Genomic DNA, 20803 nt, shown 5'->3' on the forward strand with positions numbered 1-20803 from the left:
GCTACTTCTTTATAAGCTTCAAACTGTTCTTCTTCAGTCGGTAAAGAATCACGGTCCATGTATAAAAACTCACTACGATATAAGCCAATTCCTTCAGCTCCATTATCTTGAGCTCCAGGTATATCGGCTGGAGTACCAATATTAGCTACTAATTCTACCTGATGTCCGTCAGTAGTTTCAGCAGGCAGTTCCTTTAACTCAGCTAATCTTTCTTTACGTTGAGCATATTCTTCAGCTTTTTCTTCATATTTATTTAACTCTTCTTCTGTTGGATTAACAATTACAGTGCCATCTAGACCATCAACGATAATTTGATCACCAGTTTCGAGATCATCTAGAATACCATTAGCTCCTACTACAGCTGGAATTTCCATCGAACGCGCCATAATAGCAGTATGAGACGTTCTACTGCCTACTGCTGTAGCAAAACCTTGCACTAATTCTTTATCAATTTGAGCTGTATCAGAAGGCGCTAGATCTTTAGCTACCAAAATCACTTCTTTATCTAATTGAGCCAAAGAAACTGTATTTAAACCAAGCAGATTCTTTAGAATTCTACTTCCCACATCTCGGAAATCGCCAGCTCTCTCTTTCATATATTCATTATCCAATGCTTCTAACTTAGCAGCAAACTCTTCAATTGCTTGGTCAACGCCTGCTTCAGCATTGAGTTTCTCTTCATCAATCTTTTTTTCTACTGCTTTGATTAGTTCTGGGTCTTCAACTGCCTTTAAATGAGCTTCAAAAATCTGGGCTTTTTCATCTCCCATTTCTTTCTTTACTTTAGCTTTAATCTTGGCTAGTTGCTCCTTAGATTTTGCAATTGCATCTTTTAAACGTTCCTTTTCTCCAGCAGTATCATCAACAGTTCTTTCTTCATATTCTACCTCATCTTCTAATACTAAAACTTCCGAAATAGCTACTCCTGGGGAAGCTGCTACCCCTGTTAATTCTTGACTCATTTTCAGCCCCCCCTTTATTTATTCTTCTCCAAAGCCGCCTTCAACTAATTCTACTATTGCCGCTACAGCTTCTTCTTCGTCTTCACCTTTTGCTTGTACAACAATTTCTCCATCTTGACTAATTCCTAAGCTCATGACTCCCATGATACTTTTAGCATTTACTTCTTGTCCATCATAAACAATCTGTACCTCTGAATCATAACTACTTGCCTCATCTACTAACATAGAAGCTGGTCGTGCATGAAGTCCTGTCTCATTTGGAATCACTACAGTATCTTTTTTCATTACAATCACCTCGGATATTATTTTTGTTTTTTACTTATTCCGTAAACTTAATTTGGCCCCCAAAGTTCAAATTAAATACCACTAAACTTTAACTCTTCTTTAGTCAAATAAACTGTAATTGAAAATTTAAATTATAACAAATATTATTATAATCAATTCGGATTTTATTGTCAACTTATGTCTAATATAATTTATAACTAAATTAAGAATCAGCAGTGATGTTCTTTCATCTTATCACTGCTGATTCTTTATATTTATTACACTTTGCAAATATTATTTAACTTTATTCTTTAATGTACTTACCAACAAAGCAGTCACAACTGTTCCAGCAAGGATAGATACACCATACATAAACAAGTTGCCAACTGCTCCAGGAATAGCTAATACAAAAATACCACCATGTGGAGCTTGTAAAGTAGCTCTAAACAACATTGACAATCCGCCAGCTACTGCAGAACCAGTCATAATTGATGGAATAATCTTAATTGGATCAGCTGCCGCAAATGGAATAGCTCCTTCTGTAACAAAAGAAATTCCAAGTACTGCTGCAGCTTTACCTGCTTCATGCTGCTGTTCATCAAACTTATCTGGTGCCATAAATGTAGCTAACGCTAATCCTAACGGAGGAGTCATTCCTGCCGCCATAACTGCTGCCATAATAACTGGACCAGTAGAGGCTTCAGAAGCTAATAGCCCTGCTCCAAAAGTATAGGCTGCCTTATTAACAGGACCACCCATATCAAAGGCCATCATAGCACCGATAATAGCACCTAATAAAATTCTATTAGTCCCAGTCATACCTTCTAGCCAACCTTTAAGGCCAGACATAACGGCTCCCATTGGTTTTCCAATTACAAATATCATTAACAAACCAACAATCAAAGTAGATAGTAACGGTAAGATCAAAACTGGTTTTAAACCCTGCATTGTCTTAGGTAATTTAATAGTATCTTTTAACCATTGAGTCACATAACCAGCTAAAAAACCAGCAACAATACCGCCTAAGAAACCAGCACCTAAATCATTAGCCAAATAACCACCAATCATACCAGGTGCTAAACCAGGACGATCAGCAATTGAAGAAGCAATGAACCCAGCTAAAATTGGTACCATTAATGTGAAACCAGCACCTTTAAGTTGACCTAAAGCTCCAGCAAGTGCTCCTTTCATATGAATACCACCAACAGCAAAAGCTAGAGCAATTGCTAAACCACCTGCTACTACAAATGGAATCATGCGAGAAACACCATTCATCAAATGCTTATAAGCACCACTTCGTTCTGAGCTTCTTTCTGATTTACGCTCTTTTACATCTTCTACTAAGTCTTCATCACTTGGATCATAATTTTCTGCCTTAGTCAGTGCTTCATCAATTAATCCTTCAGCATCATCAATTGCATCTCCTACTGCTACAGAAATCATAGCAGTTCCTCTGAATCTGTCAGTTTTAACATCAGTGTCAGCAGCAATAATTACTGCATCAGCTTCTTCAATATCCTCTTCGTTTAATTCATCTTCAACACCTTCAGCACCTCTAGTTTCAACTTTAATTTCTACATCTTTTTTCTTAGCGGCTTCTTCTAGTGCTTCAGCTGCCATAAAAGTGTGGGCAATACCAGTGGGACAAGCAGTCACAGCAACAATCTTTTTCATTATAAATTCCCCCTTATATAATTTAAATTCAGCAGCTGATAACTAAAATCCGAATTTCTTATAATAGCTTATTTGAATTATTAATCCTTGATTTTTATCAACTGCCCATTGTTTATTCTTCTTCAGCTTCTATTACTTCTAAAAGTTCCTCTTTACTATCAGCATTTAATAAATCTGTTCTAAAGTCTTCATGCATTAATTTACGAGATAATTTAGACAAGACACTTAAATGATCACTAGAACCACCTTCAGGTACTGCAATCATAAAGAAAATTTTAGCTGGTTCACCATCGCGACTATCAAAATCTATACCAGCTTCAGATTTAGCAAATACTAAAGCAGCTTCTTCTACAACATCACTTTGTCCATGAGGAATTGCAACTCCATTTCCTACTCCAGTACTACTTTTTTCTTCTCGTTCTAGAATAACTTGATAAAATTCATCTTTATCAGATATTTTGTTATTCTTTTCTAATGTCTCTATCATTTCTTGCAAAATACCATCTTTATCTTGAGCCTCAGTTGACAGCTTAATCAAATCTGTAGTTAACAATTCACTAATCTTCATGCTACCACTCCTCGGTTTGAGATTGAATTTGAGTTTTAAGTCTAAATTTAAGTTAAACTAATACTTAACATTTATATTTACAATTCAGTAATTTCTATCTCTTCTAATAATTCTTCTACTTCATCAAGCTTACATAATTGAGTCCCAGCTTGAGTTACACTATTAGCACTAGCTGCTGTAGCATACTGCAAAGCTTCTTTTAGACTAGCTTCCTTCTCTAATTTTAGAGCTAAAGCACCTACTAAAGTATCGCCAGCACCAATCGTACTATTAGGCTCTACATCAGGAGGGATTACTTTGAAGTTCCCTTCTTTTGATACTACTAGTGAGCCTTCTCCACCACGAGAAATTACTACAATTTCTATACCCTGTTCTTGTAATTTCTCTGCAGCAGCAATCATATCTTCAACTGTTGCTAATTCTTGATCAACTAGCGTTTCTAATTCTGAGATATTAGGCTTAATTAAATAAGGATTAGCTTTAATTCCTTCTTCTAAAGCAGTTCCTGAAGCATCTAGAAATACCTTAATATCTTTTGCTTGTAATTTATTAATTAGATCTGCATAAATATCATCTGGGACTCCAGGTGGCAAACTACCAGTTAAAACTACACTATCTTCAGCAGTTGCTATTTTTAAAACTTTGCTCTCTAATTTTGCTAATTGTTGGGCATTAACTCTAGCCCCAGGTTCATTGACCTCAGTTTCTTCACGATTAGATTTATCGACGATTTTCATATTAGTTCTAGTTTCATCGTCTAAATGCACAAAGTCCTGCTTAATATTAAAATCTGAGATTGCTGTACTGATAAATTCTCCAGGTGCTCCACCTAAAAAACCTAAGGCAGTTGTTTGACCACCTAATTTAGCTACTACTTTAGAAACATTAATTCCCTTACCTCCAGCATCTTTTCTTACTTCTTGTACTCTATTAACTGTTCCTTTAGTAAAATCATCAAGATAAATTGTCTTATCTACAGCTGGATTTAAAGTTAAAGTTATAATCAAATTATCACCTCCCGAATTATAAAATATCTACTTGCTGAACAAGCTCCTTCTTTACTGTTTCATCTAAATCATCATCTGTTATTATTTTATCTACTTGCTCTAAATCTAGTACTTCAACTAAAGTCACAGTATTAAATTTACTATGATCAGCTAAAATAATAACTTCTTTAGCTTTTTCAGCCATTCTTTTTTTAACATTTGCTTCTACTAAATCAGGAGTAGTTACCCCTGCATCTAAATCTATTCCATTAGCTCCAATAAAAGCTTTTTCTGCATTTAGCCCTTCTAAATAGTCTTCTGCTACTGGTCCTACTAAAGCTAAGGTTCGCTTTTTCAAATTTCCACCTGGAATAATTATCTCATGTGGACTGTCTACTAATTCTAAAGCAATATTCACTCCATTAGTTACTACCGTTAAATCATTAAATTGCTCTAATTCCTCACTTAAAGCAGCAGTTGTAGTTCCTGCATCTAAAATAATTGTTTCTCCATCTTCAATTAATTCCACTGCTTTCTGGGCAATTAATCTTTTTTCTGCTTCTTGTTCATGCTCTTTTTCTATATAAGAAGGTTCAAAACTAACTCCTTCTTTAGCTACTGCTCCCCCATGAGCTCTTGCAATATCCCCTCGTTCTTCTAACTTCTGAAGATCTCTACGGACTGTCGAAGTAGAAACTTCAAACTTTTCTGACAATTCATTTACTTTTGCTGATTGATGTTGATTCACAAACTTCAATATCTTAGCTCTTCTATCTTCCGCTAGCATAATTTATTCACCTCTTTCGCAGCAGCTTCAGTTTAATTTTTATTTTTTTCTGCATTTTTATGATTTTATTTGATTACTTTTGATTGCTTTTTCTTACTTATGATTATATTGAGTATTTTGTCGAATGTCAAGAGTAAAATTAAGTTTTCTACAAAAAACATAAAATCAAATTCAAAACCTAAAACATTAGCCTAGTATTTAATAATTTCTAGCTATGAACTGTTTTTTTAGTTTTGAATTTACTACTAACTACTAGCTTCTATCTACTAGCTAGAGGCACAATAGTGACACTAATAAAAAAACAACCTCTTTTAGAAATAATCCTAAAAAAGGTTGCTCAAAATTCTAATCTCGATATAATAATTTTCTGTCACCTCGCTCAGCTAAGCCTTTAAATCTATCTTTTGAATTGTTTTAGCCTCACCACTTTCAGTCAAATAAATACTACTTCTATTGATTACCCCCTGTTCTTGATTTTGTTCATCTTGCAATTCAAAAGGAGTACTAACTGAGTTTAAGTGAATTGCTCCTACTCCAGCATCTTGTAAAGAAATCAAACCTCCGTCTTTTTCTTGACCTGCCCATAATTGTAATTGACTAAAAATTTTATCTCCTTCATCAATCCATTGGTTATTATCATCATCATACTTGGCTAATTCTGCAAAACCTTGGCCCGAAGTTGGCCCAAATAATTCTCCGCCATTATTGATTTGTCCATCTTTGTTCTTATCTAAAGCTAAAAAAGCACTACCAGATTTTAAAGTTGCAATTTCTTCTTCTTGTCCATCAGAATTTAAATCAAATTCAATCTTATCAGAATTCAATTCTACAGCTCCACCATCTAAATTGAGTACTAGAGGATCAATTAATTTTTTATTACCTGCCACTAAACGAATATTTTTTTCTTGAGAAAACTTCCGGTTCATTGCTAAATTAAGGGCAAAATCTATTTTTCGCCCATCTTTAGTCTTTACTGTTCCTGCAGCTTTAAATGATGTACTTTCTTCTTCAGTATAACTTTCATGATACTTATATTCCACTGCCCAATTTTTCTCTTTTTCTTTATTTTCTAGGCCTTGATTTTTAATCACCACTTTATCTGCCTTAATTACAATCTTTTCTGCAATCTCGATTTCAACTTTTTCTCCTTTAATTTTTTCTAACATATCTTTTAACAATTCTAATTTAAATTTATCTTCTTCACTCATTTCAAAAACTATCTCTTGAGCTTGTTCACTCTTTTCTCCTTGTTGACTTTTAGCCAATTTTTTCTGAGCCTCATCTGATAATTTAACTTGATCTGACTGTCCTCTTCCTCTACCTCTATTAGGTCGTCTTGTCCATACCTTTAAACTTTCCTCTTTAGTATATTCGCTTTTGAACTTATGAGTACTAGATAAATTAATTTGACTCGTCTGTATTTCCACCTGCTTCACCCCCTTATTGCCTAAAATCAAATTTATACTTTAATTATCGACAAAATAACCGAATTTATTAAATTTGATTTTTTATCACTAGGAGGGGTTACTTTAAGTTATATGCACCATGCTTAAGCATAGTCATTCAATCATATTTTGTAAATCTTGTGCCATTTTAGATAGTTCTTGAGCTGATTTACTGATTTCATTTGACATATTATTAATATCATCGGAAGTTTGAATTAATTGATCACTTCTTTGGGCTAAATCTTGAATTTCAGCTGCTGTTTGCTGGACAAGCTCGGCTGTATTTTGACTTGATTCTTGAATATCATTAAAGACTTCTCCTGTTTCTTCAACTTTAGACTGCCCACCTTGAGTTTGCTTTTCTACTTTCTTTATTGACTGCAAAGCATTATCTGTCTTAGACTGAGTTTTATTGATCAAGTTAGATATGTTTTCTGTTGCATCTGAAGTTTCCTCTGCTAATTCTCTTATTTCTTCTGCAACTACTGCAAATCCTTGGCCCTGTTCTCCCGCTCTTGCTGCTTCAATAGCTGCATTTAAAGCTAAAAGATTAGTCTGCTCTGCTATATCATTAATCAAATCAATTATTTCTCCTATTTTAGCTGAATTATTATCTAATTCATTAATTATACTCACTGTCTCATGTACTTCTTGATTAATGCTTTTCATCCGCTGCATAGTCTGATTAATATTTTTAGTCCCGGTTGTAGTTTTATCTTTTGATTGTTCAGCAAAATTAGCAGTTTCCTCAGTTTTAGAGGCGATTTCCTGGATACTAGCCGACATTCCTTCCAGGTTATTGCTTTCAATAGTTGTATTCCCTTGTTCAGCTGCAGCAGATAATTCTTCACTATGAGCTGACAAATCTTCTACTGCCCCTTTTACATTAGAAATCAATCCCTGCATTTCAGAAATGATTTGATTAAACTGCTTTACTAAGTGCCCAATTTCATCCCTGATTGTAATAGCTACTTCTCCTTCAAAATCATCTTTCTTAGCCTCATTAATCAATTTGTGTAAGGGATTTACAACTTGGAGCGATAATAATTTGAAATTAATAATGCTAATGATAATACTAACTATTATCATAATAATATTTTTCTTGATTATTTGATTCATAGCAGTTCCTGCTTGTCCTGCTTTAAAACTTATAATAGTGAAAATAGCAAACAAAGAAAGTACACCAGCAACTGTGACTAACATTGTAATTGATAATTTGCTTTTTAAAGTTAAGAATCTTCTCTTTTCAGATAAAGGTATATCTTTAGTCCATTTTTGTAGCCGATAGACCATTAAGTTGAAAAAAGGTAAGGTGAATAATAAAATTAATGGCAAAGCTAATAGTAACCCTAAAATATATTCCTGTTTATCCAAAAAATCAACTCTCAGCATTCCAGTATTAGGGCCTATCACACAATAAATCATAGCTGTAATTATATAAAATTTAGGTAAAGAGTTAATACTCTCTTGAACTCTTTTTAAATCATAACTGCTACTATCATCAATATAAGATGCAATTATTTTCGTTTTCTTATTTACATAATAAACAACAAAAGAAATATAGGCAATAGCATAGATCCCTTGCAGTGGTACAGCAGCCATTGTTAAAATTTCTTGTGTATTAACTATTTCATAGTACCACATAATAAAGTTCCATACTGCTGGCGGCACTAAAAATCCTCCAATAAAAACCAGACTCATTTTCAGACGATTACTTTTCATGATTTTCCCCTCCTAGTTTGATTAGTGGTTGATTAGACTTCGAGTTGTTCAACTACTTGCTTTTTCTTGACTACTCTAAAATAATTCAAACATATAATCAGTATAACAAAGTAATCTAAAAATAATCTAAAAAATAACCTATTTCACGATAAAATCACAATATTAGTCAATTTATTTAGCAAAAAAAATAAAAAATCCAGAGCTGTTTACCCTGGATAATAACAATTAAATACTTTAACTATAAAACAAACCTCTTTTTTGATCTTTTTTAGCTCTATACATAGCATTATCAGCATTTTTAATAAGTTTTTCTAATTTTGTTCCATCTTTAGGATAAACACTGATTCCTACACTAATACTTATAAACAACTTGCTTTGTTTAATCATTAATGGCTCATTGAAGTAACTCATAAGTTCATTAATCATTTTTTTAATCTCTTTCTTTTTATTAAAATGAATTATTATAGTGAATTCATCACCGCCCCATCTTGACACTATACCATGTTCAGCAAAAACATCTTTAAGGTAAGCAGCAGTCTTTTTTAACACCAAGTCTCCTATATTATGTCCGTAATTATCATTAATTGCTTTAAAATTATCAATATCAACCATGATTACTGCTATAGATTGACTATTGCTTTCTATTTTACTAACCTTATCTTGCCCAACTTCTCTAAAATATCTACGATTATAAAGTTCTGTTAATGAGTCATGATAACTTAGAAACCTAATCTCCTGTTCTTTGGCTTTCCTTTCTTTTACATTTTTCCGCCAACGATTTATAGAAACATACCATGATATAATCAAAATAACAATAGAACTGACCACTATAATAGCTAAAAAGAAAATAACTCTTCTTTCAACTGCAATTGTTTTTTCTACCCGCCTATTTAAGATAGTTTGAACTTGCTCAGTTGCTTCTTTAATTCCTAATTGATTTTTAGTATAAGTCCATCCTTTTAACAATTTTTTTGCCTTCGGTTTATCCCCTCTACTAATAAGAGCAAATGCCTTATTCTCTATTTTATTATTTGTTTTCAATTGTTTCTTCACTCTTTTTATTTCTCGCGACACTTTGTTTGCTTCAGACAATCGATTAATTTTACTAATAACATCATTTAATTTGCTTTTATGTTTCTCATAATTATCTTCCCAACGAAGATCACCAGTAGAAGCTGCCATAAAAACTGCCATTTCTAAACTTTTATTATGAAATAAAAGAGTGCCCGTAGCTTTTTTTAGAGCTAACTCTCGCTTTTCAATATCTCGAATTATAAGATATGAATGAACCACATTCCAAGCTAAAATTGCTATTAAAGATATAGTTATAATTACAGAAACAACAAACCATGGATTAGAAATTTCAGGATATCCTTTACGATTAGTTTTTTCTTGCCGATTATGATTCATAATTAGATGATTAACAACTCCTTTGAATACTATATTATTATTCACTAACCCATTTTTCTACAAGATCTTCATTTTCCTGCACCCACTTTTTAGCCGCTTCTTGAGGAGTAGTTCCTTCTTGCTGCATCAACAGCATTACTTCTTCCATATCGCTTGCTGACCAATAGAAATTATCTAAAAAATTATATACTTTAGGGTTGTCTTCTTTCAATCCGTTTCTAACAATCGTGCTAATATGTTCTCGATCTCCATAAATATTTTTAGGATCATCAAGATATTTTAAATCCCATTTTGCAAATTTCCAATGCGGAGTCCACCCAGTTATCGCAATCCATCTTTTTTCTTTAATAGCATTTTCTAAAACTGTAGTCATAGTTTGGTCACTACCTGAGACAAGTTTGAAGTCATCATCTAAATTATACTTTTGCAGCATCTGTCTTGTTTTATCCATGATTCCAGCATCTGGTTCAATGCCAATGATTTTTCCTTCAAACTTGGCTGCAACTTTCTCTAACTCTGTAATAGAATCAATAGATACATAATCAGGTACCACTAATCCAATGCGGGTTCCCTCTAAGTTTGGCCCCAATATTTCTACCTCGTCTTTATATTTTTCCTTTGCATTCTTTTGCAAAGATGGCAGCCAAGCAGCTACTGTTACATCTTGATCCCCGGCAGCAATTGATTGCCAGAGAGCAGTCAAAGTAACAGGTAATAATTCAGCTTTATATCCTAATTTTTCTTCAATTACAGCTTTAATCACATTAGAACTTGCAATTTCAGAATCCCATTTAACATAAACAATTTTAATTGTTTGTTGCTTAGAATCTTGTTTCTTTTCAATAGTTTTTCTAGTAGAACAACCAGTTATAATCACTATTAATAATATAACTAATATAGCAAACAGCCATAAATTATCAAATATTTTAGGATTAGTTCTATTAAACATTGTGGATCCCTCTCTCCAAAGAATACTATTGGATTAACTTTCTCTATATTGATAATCATTCTTCATAACATTGCTTTTCCCTTTAAAAAATTTAATTAATCATTCTTTTAATTCAACAAAATCTATCTGTGGTTCAATTCCAAATTCATTGTTCATTCTTGTCTTCAAATTTTGATATTCTTTTCTAGCTGATGTTTTATCTCCAACTTCAATATATATTTCTATTAATTTTTTATAAGCCCGTTCTAATAAAAAAGATTCCCTAATTACTTTTTTTAAAATATTAATTGCTTTCTCATATTCGCCTGCTTGTTCATAATAATCTGCTATTTTGAGCAAAATAGTTTGGAAATCTTCTTTTAATTTAACTCGTAAAGCATGGGCCCATTTATAAGTTTGCCCCAACAAAAATTCTCCTTGATATAATTCAATCATCCGTTCTACTTTCTGAATATCTTTAGCAAGGTTATCTTTTAATTTATCTACAATATTCTCAAATTCTATAACGTCCCAGTAAATTTTATCTAAATTCAAACCATAAAACCCGCGCTTACTTGTAATTACTTTAGTAAGTCCTAATTCATTAAATAATTTGCGCAAACTATAAATAGTAGTATATAAAATATCTACTGCTCTTTTAAAATCTTTATCAGACCATAGAGCATCAACGATTTTATCTCGTTCTACAAAGTTCCCTCGATGATATAATAAATAAAGAAAACATTCTTTAGTTTTAACAGTGGGCCACTCTATATCAGGTTCTTCATTGTGCACTGAAATTTTACAATCCCCTAAAGAAATAACTTTTAATGCAAAATTTTTATCTTCATCATTATCTTTTTCATTTACATCCAAACGCTTTATTGTTTTCTGCAATCTATCTTTAGTAATTGGCTTTAATAAATAATCTAAAGCATTTAGTTCAAATGCATCAACTGCATAATTATCATATGCTGTCACAAAAACCACATCTATTTTTTTATCAAAATCTAAAATTCTTTGAGCTAATTGCAGTCCATTATACCCCGGCATTTCAATATCTAAAAATACCACTTCTGGTTTTATATTTTCTTCTTTGATATCAGTCAAACAATTATCAACCTCGGTATACCCTTTGAGTAAATTTAATTCTTGAGTTTCTACTATTAACTCTTTCAACCGTTCTACAGCATGAAATTCATCATCAACTACTATAGAATCTAACATGCTTTTCCGCCTCCTCAACTATTAATCATTAATCTAGATGCAAACACCTATTTTTGATAAATTACATAATTCTTTTGTTGTTTTTTTGCTTTATACATAGCATAATCAGCTTTTTTAATTAAACCCTCTAAACTACTATCATGGTCAGGATAGATACTAACTCCAATACTAACACTGATGAAAAATTGGCTACCCTCTATAATTAACGGTTCTTTAAAAGAACTTACTACTTTACTTACTTCTTTTTTTACTTCTTTTTTGGAAGCAATATCAGTAATTGCTATAGTGAATTCATCGCCCCCTAATCTTGATATCACATATTCTTGCGGCAAATTATTTTTTAAACGCAGCGCAATCTTTTTTAATACCATATCCCCTATATTATGACCAAAATTATCATTTATTTCTTTAAATTTATCAATATCTAAAAATAAGATAGTTATTTTTTTATCTTCTTTATCATTCTTCTTTGCTAAATCAGCAAATTTTTCAGCAAAAGATTCACGCTTAACTAATTTAGTTAGTTGGTCATAATACGCCAATTGTCTAAATTGACGCAACAAATAAATCACTATAGCAATAAAAGTAACAAATACTACTATCATAATTACAAAATTAATCAAAAATAAATTTCTCTTTGCTTTTATTTCATTCAACATGATTTGATTATTATATTTAATTTTAAGTATGAAAGAATTCCACCAATCAGAAGCAGTAGCCTTTTCTTGTACTATAGCTGGAATATATTTGCTAACATGATTTTGCTTTGGTGACTTTTTCACTTGAATTTTTTGAGAATTAAATGTTTTCTTAACAAACCCCTCATTAATATCAGAAATATTAGGATTAATATAGGGCTTTTTATTATTGCGGATAATCGCTGCTTCTTCAGTATCAGGATTGAATTTATAAAAGGATATTTCTTCTACCGACTTATATTTGTTTTGGATTTTTTTCGCATCAGCAAAAACATCTAAATTTTCTAAAACTGGATATCTGTTTTCAACATTAATACTCAACTCTAACAAATATTTATTATCATGCGTAGGAATATAGCTATACTTTTTTATTTTTCCTGTCTCCATAGAAATATTAAATCTATCTACAGTAAAAGAATCCCCTTGCAGTCTTTTTCTTAATAGTTTAGCAAATCCAGGACTGTCAGAAAAATCAAGCCCTTGATCAGCCGCAAAAGTAGTCTTGATTACTTTTAAATTACTATTTATAATATAGATATTATAAGCTCCAAATTGCTCCTTCAATTCTTCTAAATCCCAAGTTTCAATTTTGGGATTGCGTCGATACTTATTTCTTAATAATATAGAGTACTCCTTCATTTCTTTATTTAACTGCTCTTCAGCAATTTTATAAGCATCATTAATATGACTGATTTCCTGTAAAATACTATTTTCCACTAACTTATTCTGATTATTATATTTTTCTTTAATTGCCTGCTCTATGTTTCTATAATTTGTAAAAGAAATGAATACTATAATAAAAAAAAAGAATTACTATAATTATATACTTTGTCTTTTCGAATATTTTCCTCATCACTCTAACTCCTTTTAATTGATAGTTTTAGGAATTTTAAATTTTACTATAGTTCCCCGTTCAGGATCACTACTAATCATTAATTTTCTATCATAAATCTTTTTCAATCTTTTATTAACATTCTTGAATCCTATACTACTTTTCTGGTCTTTATTTTTTCTGCTGTCATCCCTACCCCATTATCTGCAACTTTAATTAAAAAATTATGAGCTAACTCTTTAATTTCAATTTTTACAATGCCGCCCTCTTTCTGTTTTAAAATTCCATGTTTAATTGCATTTTCTACTATAGTTTGAAGGGCCAAAGGGGGTAAAGAGAATTCTAAATCTTCCTCAATCTCATATTCCACTTTGACTTTATCAGGAAACCGAGCTTGCTGGATAGTTACATAAAATTTGAGTAAATCTAATTCCTTATCAAGACTAATAGTTTGACTCAAATTTTCGAAATCGAAACTATAACGCAGATACTGAGCTAATTCTATAATTAAATCACTAGCTTGCTCTGGGTCCTTCTTACATAAGTAAGCAATCGTATCTAAAGTATTATATAAAAAATGAGGATTTATTTGAGCTCGTAAAAAATCCTGCTCACGTTTAAAGCTTTCCTCTACTCTTTCTTTCAGAGTAATTAAGGTCTTTATTCTTGCTTCTAATTCACTCAGCACAAAAGGTTTTCTGATAAATTCATTAATTCCCAATTCAAAACCTTTGATTAAATTTTCCGGCTTACTCCTTGCAGCCATAGTCAGAATCGGCAACTCAAATACAGTAAATCTATCTCTTATCTCTTCACATAATTCCAAATCAGATTTATTAAGTGCAAATAAGTCCAATATAATTAATAAAGTATTATTATTTATCTCTTTGATTGCTTGTTTTCTATCAGTAAAAATTTGCAACTGATATTCTTTCAAATTTAAAGTTTCCTGCCAAAATTCTAAATCAGAAGATTGATTAGTAATTATCATAACTGTTTTTCCTTGTTTGCTTCTATCACTTGCAGTATCCTCTTCCGATTTATAATTAGCAATATTTTTTTCAGTTCCTTTTGCTACTGCTTTGTCTGTAACATCCTTTTTAAACCCTGGTAAACTTATTGTTAACACTAAGGTTTTATTAGCCTCTTTTCTTATCTTTAATTTTCCTGCTTGTAATTCAATTAATTTCTGCGTCACACTTTGTTTAATATCCAACTTTTCTTCAATTATCTGTTCTTCACAATTAAAACAAGAAATATTATCTTGATACTTAAATAAAATATTTTCTGCATTTACTTTTAATTTAATCTGAATTCTATTATTTTTTTCCTCTATCCCAAATGACAATACACCCTTTTTTAATTTATCAGCTACATCATCTAATAAATTATAAAGAATTTGTATTAAACGACTTTTATCAGCTTTAATTATATATGTATCAGCTGCGATATTATTATTAAAACTGATCTCTCTCTTGTTTATAAAGGGTTTATAGAATTTTATTACATATTTTATAATTTCATGGGCATCTACTTTTTCTTCTTCTAATTTAATTGTTTCTTGTTTGAGTTTAAAATAATCAATCAAATTATTCAGCATATAGCCTAAACCGTGTCCCCGATTAATTATTAAACCTAAATCATTGCGAACAGTAGCCGATAATGAAGCAGCATTACTATGAATAATAGACTCTACTGCAGAAATAATATCATTTAGCGGTAATTGTAACTTTTGAGCTGTATTATTTACAAATTCATCTTTAGATTGATCTTTCTGTTTTAAAGCATTATTTTTCTTCTCTAATTTCTGTATCCTATCTTCTAAGTTATAAAATTTTCTCATAAATTTACGAATTACAAGCAAAGATTGTAACAATAAAAACACAAACAAGCCTAACTGTAGAGAATAACCACTTTCAACTATTTGTAGACCATTCCAAAATTCATTAATTATAGCTAGAAAGAAACAACTATAACCAATCAAAAACAATAGTGATTCTTTTCTTTGCCTAACCACAGCTAAAATAGCAGTATATAAATAATAACAAATAAAGAATAATAGAATTAATTCAAAAAGTAATTTAAATGCTGCAAATTTGAAAGGGGCAATCAAAATAAAAACATAAATACTAACCCCTGCAATCTGGCTAGCCACTAATATTTTCTCAGAAAATTCTTGAGAGTATAAACTAAAAATCAACAATCCTAAAATTGGGATCACTAAATAATAACTTAACAAAATATTACTAATTACATTATAAGAAAAATTAAAATAATTAACTAAATAACCTTCTCCCAAAGCTGTCATTCTAATGCTACTAATTATTCCTAACACCCCAAGATACAGTAAAAACTTAGCCTCAGGTTTAAGAATAAATAAAATCAAATAATAAACTGTCAGAATTAATAAACTACCTAATAATATCATATTAACAACTACTCCACTTTCTTGTGTCTGTTCTGTTATTTCTTTAGTTCCCAATTCTTTACTTGAAGATTGTTGTTCATTCAGTCTATGATTTAAAACAAACAGCCCAAACACAATGCTAATCAAGAGCCCCATGATTAATAAAATTACTAAACCCTTCTTGGATGAATTGTTTTCTATAAACAAATTAATTTCACCTGCTTTATGCTTAAATGAATTTAAATAATTATAAACTACAACCTTCTCTCAATATAGTTAATCAGCTATAAAAATTGCCAAATAAGATAAACTCAATATAATTATAACAATTAATATACAAGATAGAAACCATTTTACGAAATCTTTATAATTAAAATTAATTTCAGAAAAATAAAAAAACCAGCAGGATTAGAGCCCACTAGCTCAGTCTGACATTTATTTAGATTTTTATTGAAAGCTCACTGTTTGACCAAAAGTAATATTCTTAGTTACCGTTCCTACTTTGCTGATTAAAGCTGAGCTGTAATCCAGCTAGGAGTTAACAGCTAGTAGCTGCTCTTAATGTTTTGACTGTATCTTTTCACTACTAGCCTCTAGCTACTATCTTCTAGCTGTTTTATCCTAGCTGTCCTTGATTTTAGGTTTTCACTCCTATCTGCTTTTACTGAGGTGTTCCTACTACCTTTCTTTCTAGCGTCTTCACTCCCGTAGATTGATCTGTCAGCATTGCATTACCAGCCTTATCAAAAACAGCATTACTTTTCGGCTTAATTTCAATCGTTTCTACCCCAGTTGGAGTTCCAATGATCTCCAAAAAGACTCGAATCGTAGTTTCACCGCCAATCAGCTCAGAAGCAGACCCTTCATCTGAACTATCCGCTTGCTTAACAGAAGAAATATTAACTTCCTTTGTTCCTCCATTATTTTGATTAAAAAGCAGTGACCAATCAGTAGCTTCCACCGGTAAATTAGCATCAGCAGCACCATAAATTGAATCATCTAAATTAATATCTACATAAGCATCAGAATAAGCTTCCACTGTTATACCAACTTTATCAGTAGTGGAACTAAAGGCAGTAGTTCCACCATTAGTAGTAGTATCGACTTTGTTTCCTTTAGTTCCACTAGTTTTATCCCAGGCTCGATAAGTAATTGACCCACCTTGATCATTATCACTATTAGCCGGAATAAATCTTAACTTATCTGATATAGTCAGTAATAAAGCAGAAGTTTCAGTTACTGTTCCTATATCACTCCAACTACTTCCCCCATCAGTAGAATACTGCCAAGTTCCGGTACCCGAGTCTAAATCTGTGATTGCTATTCCCTCATGGCTAACATTATAATCAGGATCATCAACGGAATCAGATATTAAATTATCTATACTCTGACCCTCATTATCTGTAGCATAGCGGGTTATTTTAGGAAGATCAGAGCCTGACCCATCTATAATTGGAGCGTCATTAACTGAAGTAGCAGTTACTATGGTATCACTATTTGAACTACCGTCTGTAGTCCCATCATTAGGGGCTAAAGTAAAGGTCGTCTCAACTGTATTTTCCACTGCCACTTGATTTTCTGTCGGGTCAAACTCCAACTGCTGTAATTTATCAGTTATATTGCTCAGAGTATCAGCATCTAAAGTATAATCACCAGTTCCATTCTTTGTTAATCCGCCATCAGGACTAGATAAAATCCCATTAGCTCCAGTATAGGTGATATTGACGCTGACATTATCCCCATCGCTATCACTAACTTCAACTTGACTAAAGGGGGTAACAGTGGATGTATCATCTATTGTAGCACTAATAAAAGTTCCGCCTAAAGTCGGAGCAGTATTTGGTAGTTGGCCCCCATCAGTAATACTCCAACCATCATCATCTATTAAAGTTTGTCTTTCGTCGGCTGCATCAGCGGAATATTGACTGCTGCCGCCGTGGAAGGAGACTCCATTTTCTAAATTTTGAGTTGACCACTTCTTTAAAATATCGTCATAATTTGAGGTAGAAAGTTCAATATCTTTAAATATCATATTCATAGTTGTCACATTACTTACATTCCAAGCTCCAATAGGTTGATTGAACGAACTAGCAAATGCAAACATACCTTCCATATCTTTCACACTACTTACATCCCAGCTGCTTAGGTCTCCATTAAATGCACTAGCTCCATCTCCATAAAACATATTTTTCATATTTGTCACGCTACTTACATCCCAACTACTTATATTTCCATTAAATAAACCGGCTCCACGAAACATAGCTTGCATACTTGTCACATTACTTACATCCCAACCACTTATATCTCCATTAAATGAACTAGCTCCATAAAACATATTTGCCATATCTTTCACACTACTTACATCCCAACCACTCAGATCTCTATTAAATGAACTAGCTCCACGAAACATACCTTCCATATCTGTCACATTACTTACATCCCAACCACTTATATCTCCATTAAATGAACTGGCTTCACGAAACATACCTTCCATATCTGTCACAGTTGACGGTACAGTTGCCGGTACTTCTGTTAAATTATTCGCTCCCTCAAAAGCTCTAGATAATGAAGTAAGCCCCAAGCTACCAAAATCAATCACTCTGGTCAACTTACTATCTCCTCCAGGAGGGCCAAAAGCATCAAGATTTCCTGATATAGTAACCTGATAAGTCCCTTCGGCATCATACTCATGAGTTATATAAGTAACAGTCGTATCACCGGTCGTATAACTATCAGTCTGTCCATCACCCCAATCTATCGTAACATCCAAGGGATCACCAAACTTAGGTAGGGTAATATATGATCCACTAGAAAGAGTTGTATCATACTCTAAAACCATATCATCTCCTGCAAAACTATGTCCTGAAAAAATAAAAATAAAACATACTAAAATCATCAAAACTTTCCAATTAATATTGAAATTCAGCAACTGATTGCTGTTCATTATAATCCCCTTTCTATCTTTAAATTTGGTATTAGCTACTAGCTATTTTTATTGCCCATCCACCAATGTAGCTGAAATAATACTTGGTGCTGTTGTATCATCATCAACTGTAATTGTTACATCCTTAGTTGTTGTATCAGTTCCATCACTTACTTCCAAAGTTACATTGAAAGTATTATCACTCGAATAATCATCAATTGGTGGTGTCCAAGTAAATGTATTTCCTGACTGACTAAACTTATTTGCATCCGAACCGCTGATACTATAACTGATAGAATCACCATCTTCATCAGTAGCATTAACCGCTAAAGATAACTCTTTCCCTTCAGTAATAGTTGCACTTCCGCTACTTACATTAGTAATAGAATCTATGCTTGGAGCTCGATTGACATTGTTAACTGTAATTGTAATCGTTTCACTATTGACTCCACCATTACTAGACTCAACAGCAAAAGTGACATCATAACTCCCTGACTGCTCATAAGTCGGTGTCCAAGTGAAAGTCCCACTGCTATTATCTGAATTCGGATCAAATGACGCACCACTCGGTTTATTACTAACACTTAATGAAGTCAGACTATCTCCATCAGGATCTTCGGCATTAACTGTAAACTGCAGTTCAGAATCTTCATCCACCGTCTGGTCAGCTACTTCCAAATACGGTTGCTGATTGACTGTCAAACTTTGACTCTGTTTCGGTAATAATAAAATCTCTCCGCCGAATTCTCCGGCATCTGCTATCGAATTACCGTCACTATCGTTAAGTTGCACATCTATTTGGGCACTAGCAGAAGTTAAAGTTAAATCATCATTTGTAAAAGTTACAGTTCCTCCGTCAGTACTTAAATCCTCACTACTTATAGTTTTAACAACATCCCCGGTCTTCGGAATTGATAATTCTACAGCCATAGAATCTACCGCTGTATCTCCTACAGTCGAAGGAATTCCATTAATCGTCACATCCAATTGTTCCGCTGGTCGAGGCGTTACATCTACTGTCACTGATTTACTCGCCTGTTCTTCTAAAACACCTGTTGAATCAAGAACTCCGTGATAAATTCCTGTCACACTATTTGTGGTCTCGTTATTACTAATATCACCTGACAATACCGCTTCAATCACATAATCTTGACTAGGCGGCAAATAAAAGGCGATTGTTCCTATCTCATTCAAACTATTACCCGTTTCTGTTTTACTTTCCACTACTTTAGCACTTGTACCATTGCTATCATAATCACTCTTCTTATAAATTTTTAACTCTACTTCAGTAATTGTAATCTTATCCTCAATTTTTTCATCTACTGCTTGAGCCGAAATACTGCTTTGTTGATTCAAATTAACTTTTAATCTACCATCCTGTTGGGGATCTAAATTACTACTATCATCGTCACTACAAGCTGTAAATGACAAAACCATTATTACAAACAGGGATAAAATTAATAAATTGCGTTTTATCTTCATTGAAAAACCTCCTTTTAAAATCAGCTAGGAGCTACTAGCCTCTCTTGACTTTGACTGTAGGTTTTCACTACTAGCTTCTAGCTCCTAACTACTAACTGCTTTTCCCCTAGCTGCTTTTCACTGCCTTTATCAATCCCAGCAACATCTTCTTTATTTCCACCAACTTATCTGACTTAATATCATCAATATAATCCAATTTCTTTGCTATAATCAATTGAGTCTCAAGTTCTGACAAAGAACCCATTGCAATATCCAAAAACCAAACAAAATCTTTTTTCGACCTTCTCCCCGCACCTTCTGCTATATTAGAGGGGACTGATACAGCCGCCCTTCTCAATTGATTGCTAAGACCATACTCCTCACTTTTAGGAAAATCACCAGTTAACTCATAAATAATCTTCACCAAATCAACTGCCTTCTGCCAAACTACTAACTCTTTATGATTTTTCATCAAACTCCTCCTTGGAAACAATGTTTATTTTCTATCA

At 32.6% G+C, this 20803-nt stretch carries 16 protein-coding genes; all 16 read right to left on the bottom strand.

Annotated features, from left to right (window positions below; genetic code table 11):
• Positions 1-962, bottom strand: a 962-nt coding sequence (gene ptsP / locus JOC47_RS09355) for a phosphoenolpyruvate--protein phosphotransferase (RefSeq protein ID WP_204701818.1), incomplete at its 3' end; no start/stop codon positions are given.
• An 18-nt stretch (positions 963-980) separates the two neighbouring features.
• A complete protein-coding gene (locus JOC47_RS09360; RefSeq protein ID WP_204701819.1) occupies positions 981-1247 on the bottom strand; it encodes an HPr family phosphocarrier protein in 267 nt (88 codons plus the stop codon).
• Between the two features lie 273 nt (positions 1248-1520).
• Positions 1521-2900 carry a PTS fructose transporter subunit IIC gene (locus tag JOC47_RS09365; RefSeq protein WP_204701820.1) on the bottom strand — a complete coding sequence of 460 codons (1380 nt, stop codon included), beginning with the start codon at positions 2898-2900 and terminating at the stop codon, positions 1521-1523.
• 112 nt (positions 2901-3012) lie between these two features.
• Positions 3013-3468, bottom strand: coding sequence for a PTS sugar transporter subunit IIA (locus tag JOC47_RS09370; protein ID WP_204701821.1), 456 nt, complete (start codon positions 3466-3468; stop codon positions 3013-3015).
• A gap of 77 nt (positions 3469-3545) precedes the next feature.
• A complete protein-coding gene (gene pfkB / locus JOC47_RS09375; RefSeq protein WP_204701822.1) occupies positions 3546-4475 on the bottom strand; it encodes a 1-phosphofructokinase in 930 nt (309 codons plus the stop codon).
• Between the two features lie 16 nt (positions 4476-4491).
• Positions 4492-5241, bottom strand: coding sequence for a DeoR/GlpR family DNA-binding transcription regulator (locus tag JOC47_RS09380; RefSeq protein WP_204701823.1), 750 nt, complete (start codon positions 5239-5241; stop codon positions 4492-4494).
• A 383-nt stretch (positions 5242-5624) separates the two neighbouring features.
• Positions 5625-6668: an SPM autocatalytic domain-containing protein gene (locus tag JOC47_RS09385; RefSeq protein WP_204701824.1), complete on the bottom strand. Its 1044-nt coding sequence runs from the start codon at positions 6666-6668 to the stop codon at positions 5625-5627.
• Positions 6669-6800: 132 nt separating this feature from the next.
• Positions 6801-8408: a methyl-accepting chemotaxis protein gene (locus JOC47_RS09390; RefSeq protein ID WP_204701825.1), complete on the bottom strand. Its 1608-nt coding sequence runs from the start codon at positions 8406-8408 to the stop codon at positions 6801-6803.
• A gap of 234 nt (positions 8409-8642) precedes the next feature.
• Positions 8643-9863 (bottom strand): diguanylate cyclase domain-containing protein, encoded by a 1221-nt coding sequence (locus JOC47_RS09395; RefSeq protein WP_204701826.1) that lies wholly within the window; start codon positions 9861-9863, stop codon positions 8643-8645.
• Complete coding sequence (locus tag JOC47_RS09400) at positions 9856-10767, bottom strand: glycine betaine ABC transporter substrate-binding protein (protein WP_204701827.1); 912 nt, start codon at positions 10765-10767, stop codon at positions 9856-9858. Before JOC47_RS09400 ends, JOC47_RS09395 begins: the two co-directional genes overlap by 8 nt.
• Before the next feature lie 99 nt (positions 10768-10866).
• Positions 10867-11973 carry a response regulator gene (locus tag JOC47_RS09405; RefSeq protein WP_204701828.1) on the bottom strand — a complete coding sequence of 369 codons (1107 nt, stop codon included), beginning with the start codon at positions 11971-11973 and terminating at the stop codon, positions 10867-10869.
• A 47-nt stretch (positions 11974-12020) separates the two neighbouring features.
• On the bottom strand, positions 12021-13388 hold the full coding sequence (locus JOC47_RS15915) for a diguanylate cyclase domain-containing protein (RefSeq protein ID WP_204701829.1): 1368 nt from the start codon (positions 13386-13388) through the stop codon (positions 12021-12023).
• A 266-nt stretch (positions 13389-13654) separates the two neighbouring features.
• A complete protein-coding gene (locus JOC47_RS09415; protein WP_204701830.1) occupies positions 13655-16045 on the bottom strand; it encodes a histidine kinase in 2391 nt (796 codons plus the stop codon).
• Between the two features lie 526 nt (positions 16046-16571).
• Positions 16572-18854 carry a BspA family leucine-rich repeat surface protein gene (locus tag JOC47_RS09420; RefSeq protein ID WP_204701831.1) on the bottom strand — a complete coding sequence of 761 codons (2283 nt, stop codon included), beginning with the start codon at positions 18852-18854 and terminating at the stop codon, positions 16572-16574.
• Positions 18855-18902: 48 nt separating this feature from the next.
• Positions 18903-20315: an Ig-like domain-containing protein gene (locus JOC47_RS09425; RefSeq protein WP_204701832.1), complete on the bottom strand. Its 1413-nt coding sequence runs from the start codon at positions 20313-20315 to the stop codon at positions 18903-18905.
• A 106-nt stretch (positions 20316-20421) separates the two neighbouring features.
• Positions 20422-20766 (bottom strand): four helix bundle protein, encoded by a 345-nt coding sequence (locus JOC47_RS09430; protein ID WP_204701833.1) that lies wholly within the window; start codon positions 20764-20766, stop codon positions 20422-20424.
• Positions 20767-20803: the final 37 nt, after the last annotated feature.

The sequence above is a fragment of the Halanaerobacter jeridensis genome (assembly GCF_016908315.1).
Classification (GTDB): domain Bacteria; phylum Bacillota; class Halanaerobiia; order Halobacteroidales; family Halobacteroidaceae; genus Halanaerobacter; species Halanaerobacter jeridensis.

Bases quoted from the DNA above. Each gene is read 5' to 3' on its own strand.
- JOC47_RS09400 (WP_204701827.1), bottom strand. From the start codon at position 10,767: ATGTTTAATAGAACTAATCCTAAAATATTTGATAATTTATGGCTGTTT.
- JOC47_RS09430 (WP_204701833.1), bottom strand. From the start codon at position 20,766: ATGAAAAATCATAAAGAGTTAGTAGTTTGGCAGAAGGCAGTTGATTTG.
- JOC47_RS09370 (WP_204701821.1), bottom strand. From the start codon at position 3,468: ATGAAGATTAGTGAATTGTTAACTACAGATTTGATTAAGCTGTCAACT.
- JOC47_RS09420 (WP_204701831.1), bottom strand. From the start codon at position 18,854: ATGAACAGCAATCAGTTGCTGAATTTCAATATTAATTGGAAAGTTTTG.
- JOC47_RS09405 (WP_204701828.1), bottom strand. From the start codon at position 11,973: ATGTTAGATTCTATAGTAGTTGATGATGAATTTCATGCTGTAGAACGG.
- JOC47_RS09365 (WP_204701820.1), bottom strand. From the start codon at position 2,900: ATGAAAAAGATTGTTGCTGTGACTGCTTGTCCCACTGGTATTGCCCAC.
- JOC47_RS09360 (WP_204701819.1), bottom strand. From the start codon at position 1,247: ATGAAAAAAGATACTGTAGTGATTCCAAATGAGACAGGACTTCATGCA.
- JOC47_RS09425 (WP_204701832.1), bottom strand. From the start codon at position 20,315: ATGAAGATAAAACGCAATTTATTAATTTTATCCCTGTTTGTAATAATG.
- JOC47_RS09390 (WP_204701825.1), bottom strand. From the start codon at position 8,408: ATGAAAAGTAATCGTCTGAAAATGAGTCTGGTTTTTATTGGAGGATTT.
- JOC47_RS09380 (WP_204701823.1), bottom strand. From the start codon at position 5,241: ATGCTAGCGGAAGATAGAAGAGCTAAGATATTGAAGTTTGTGAATCAA.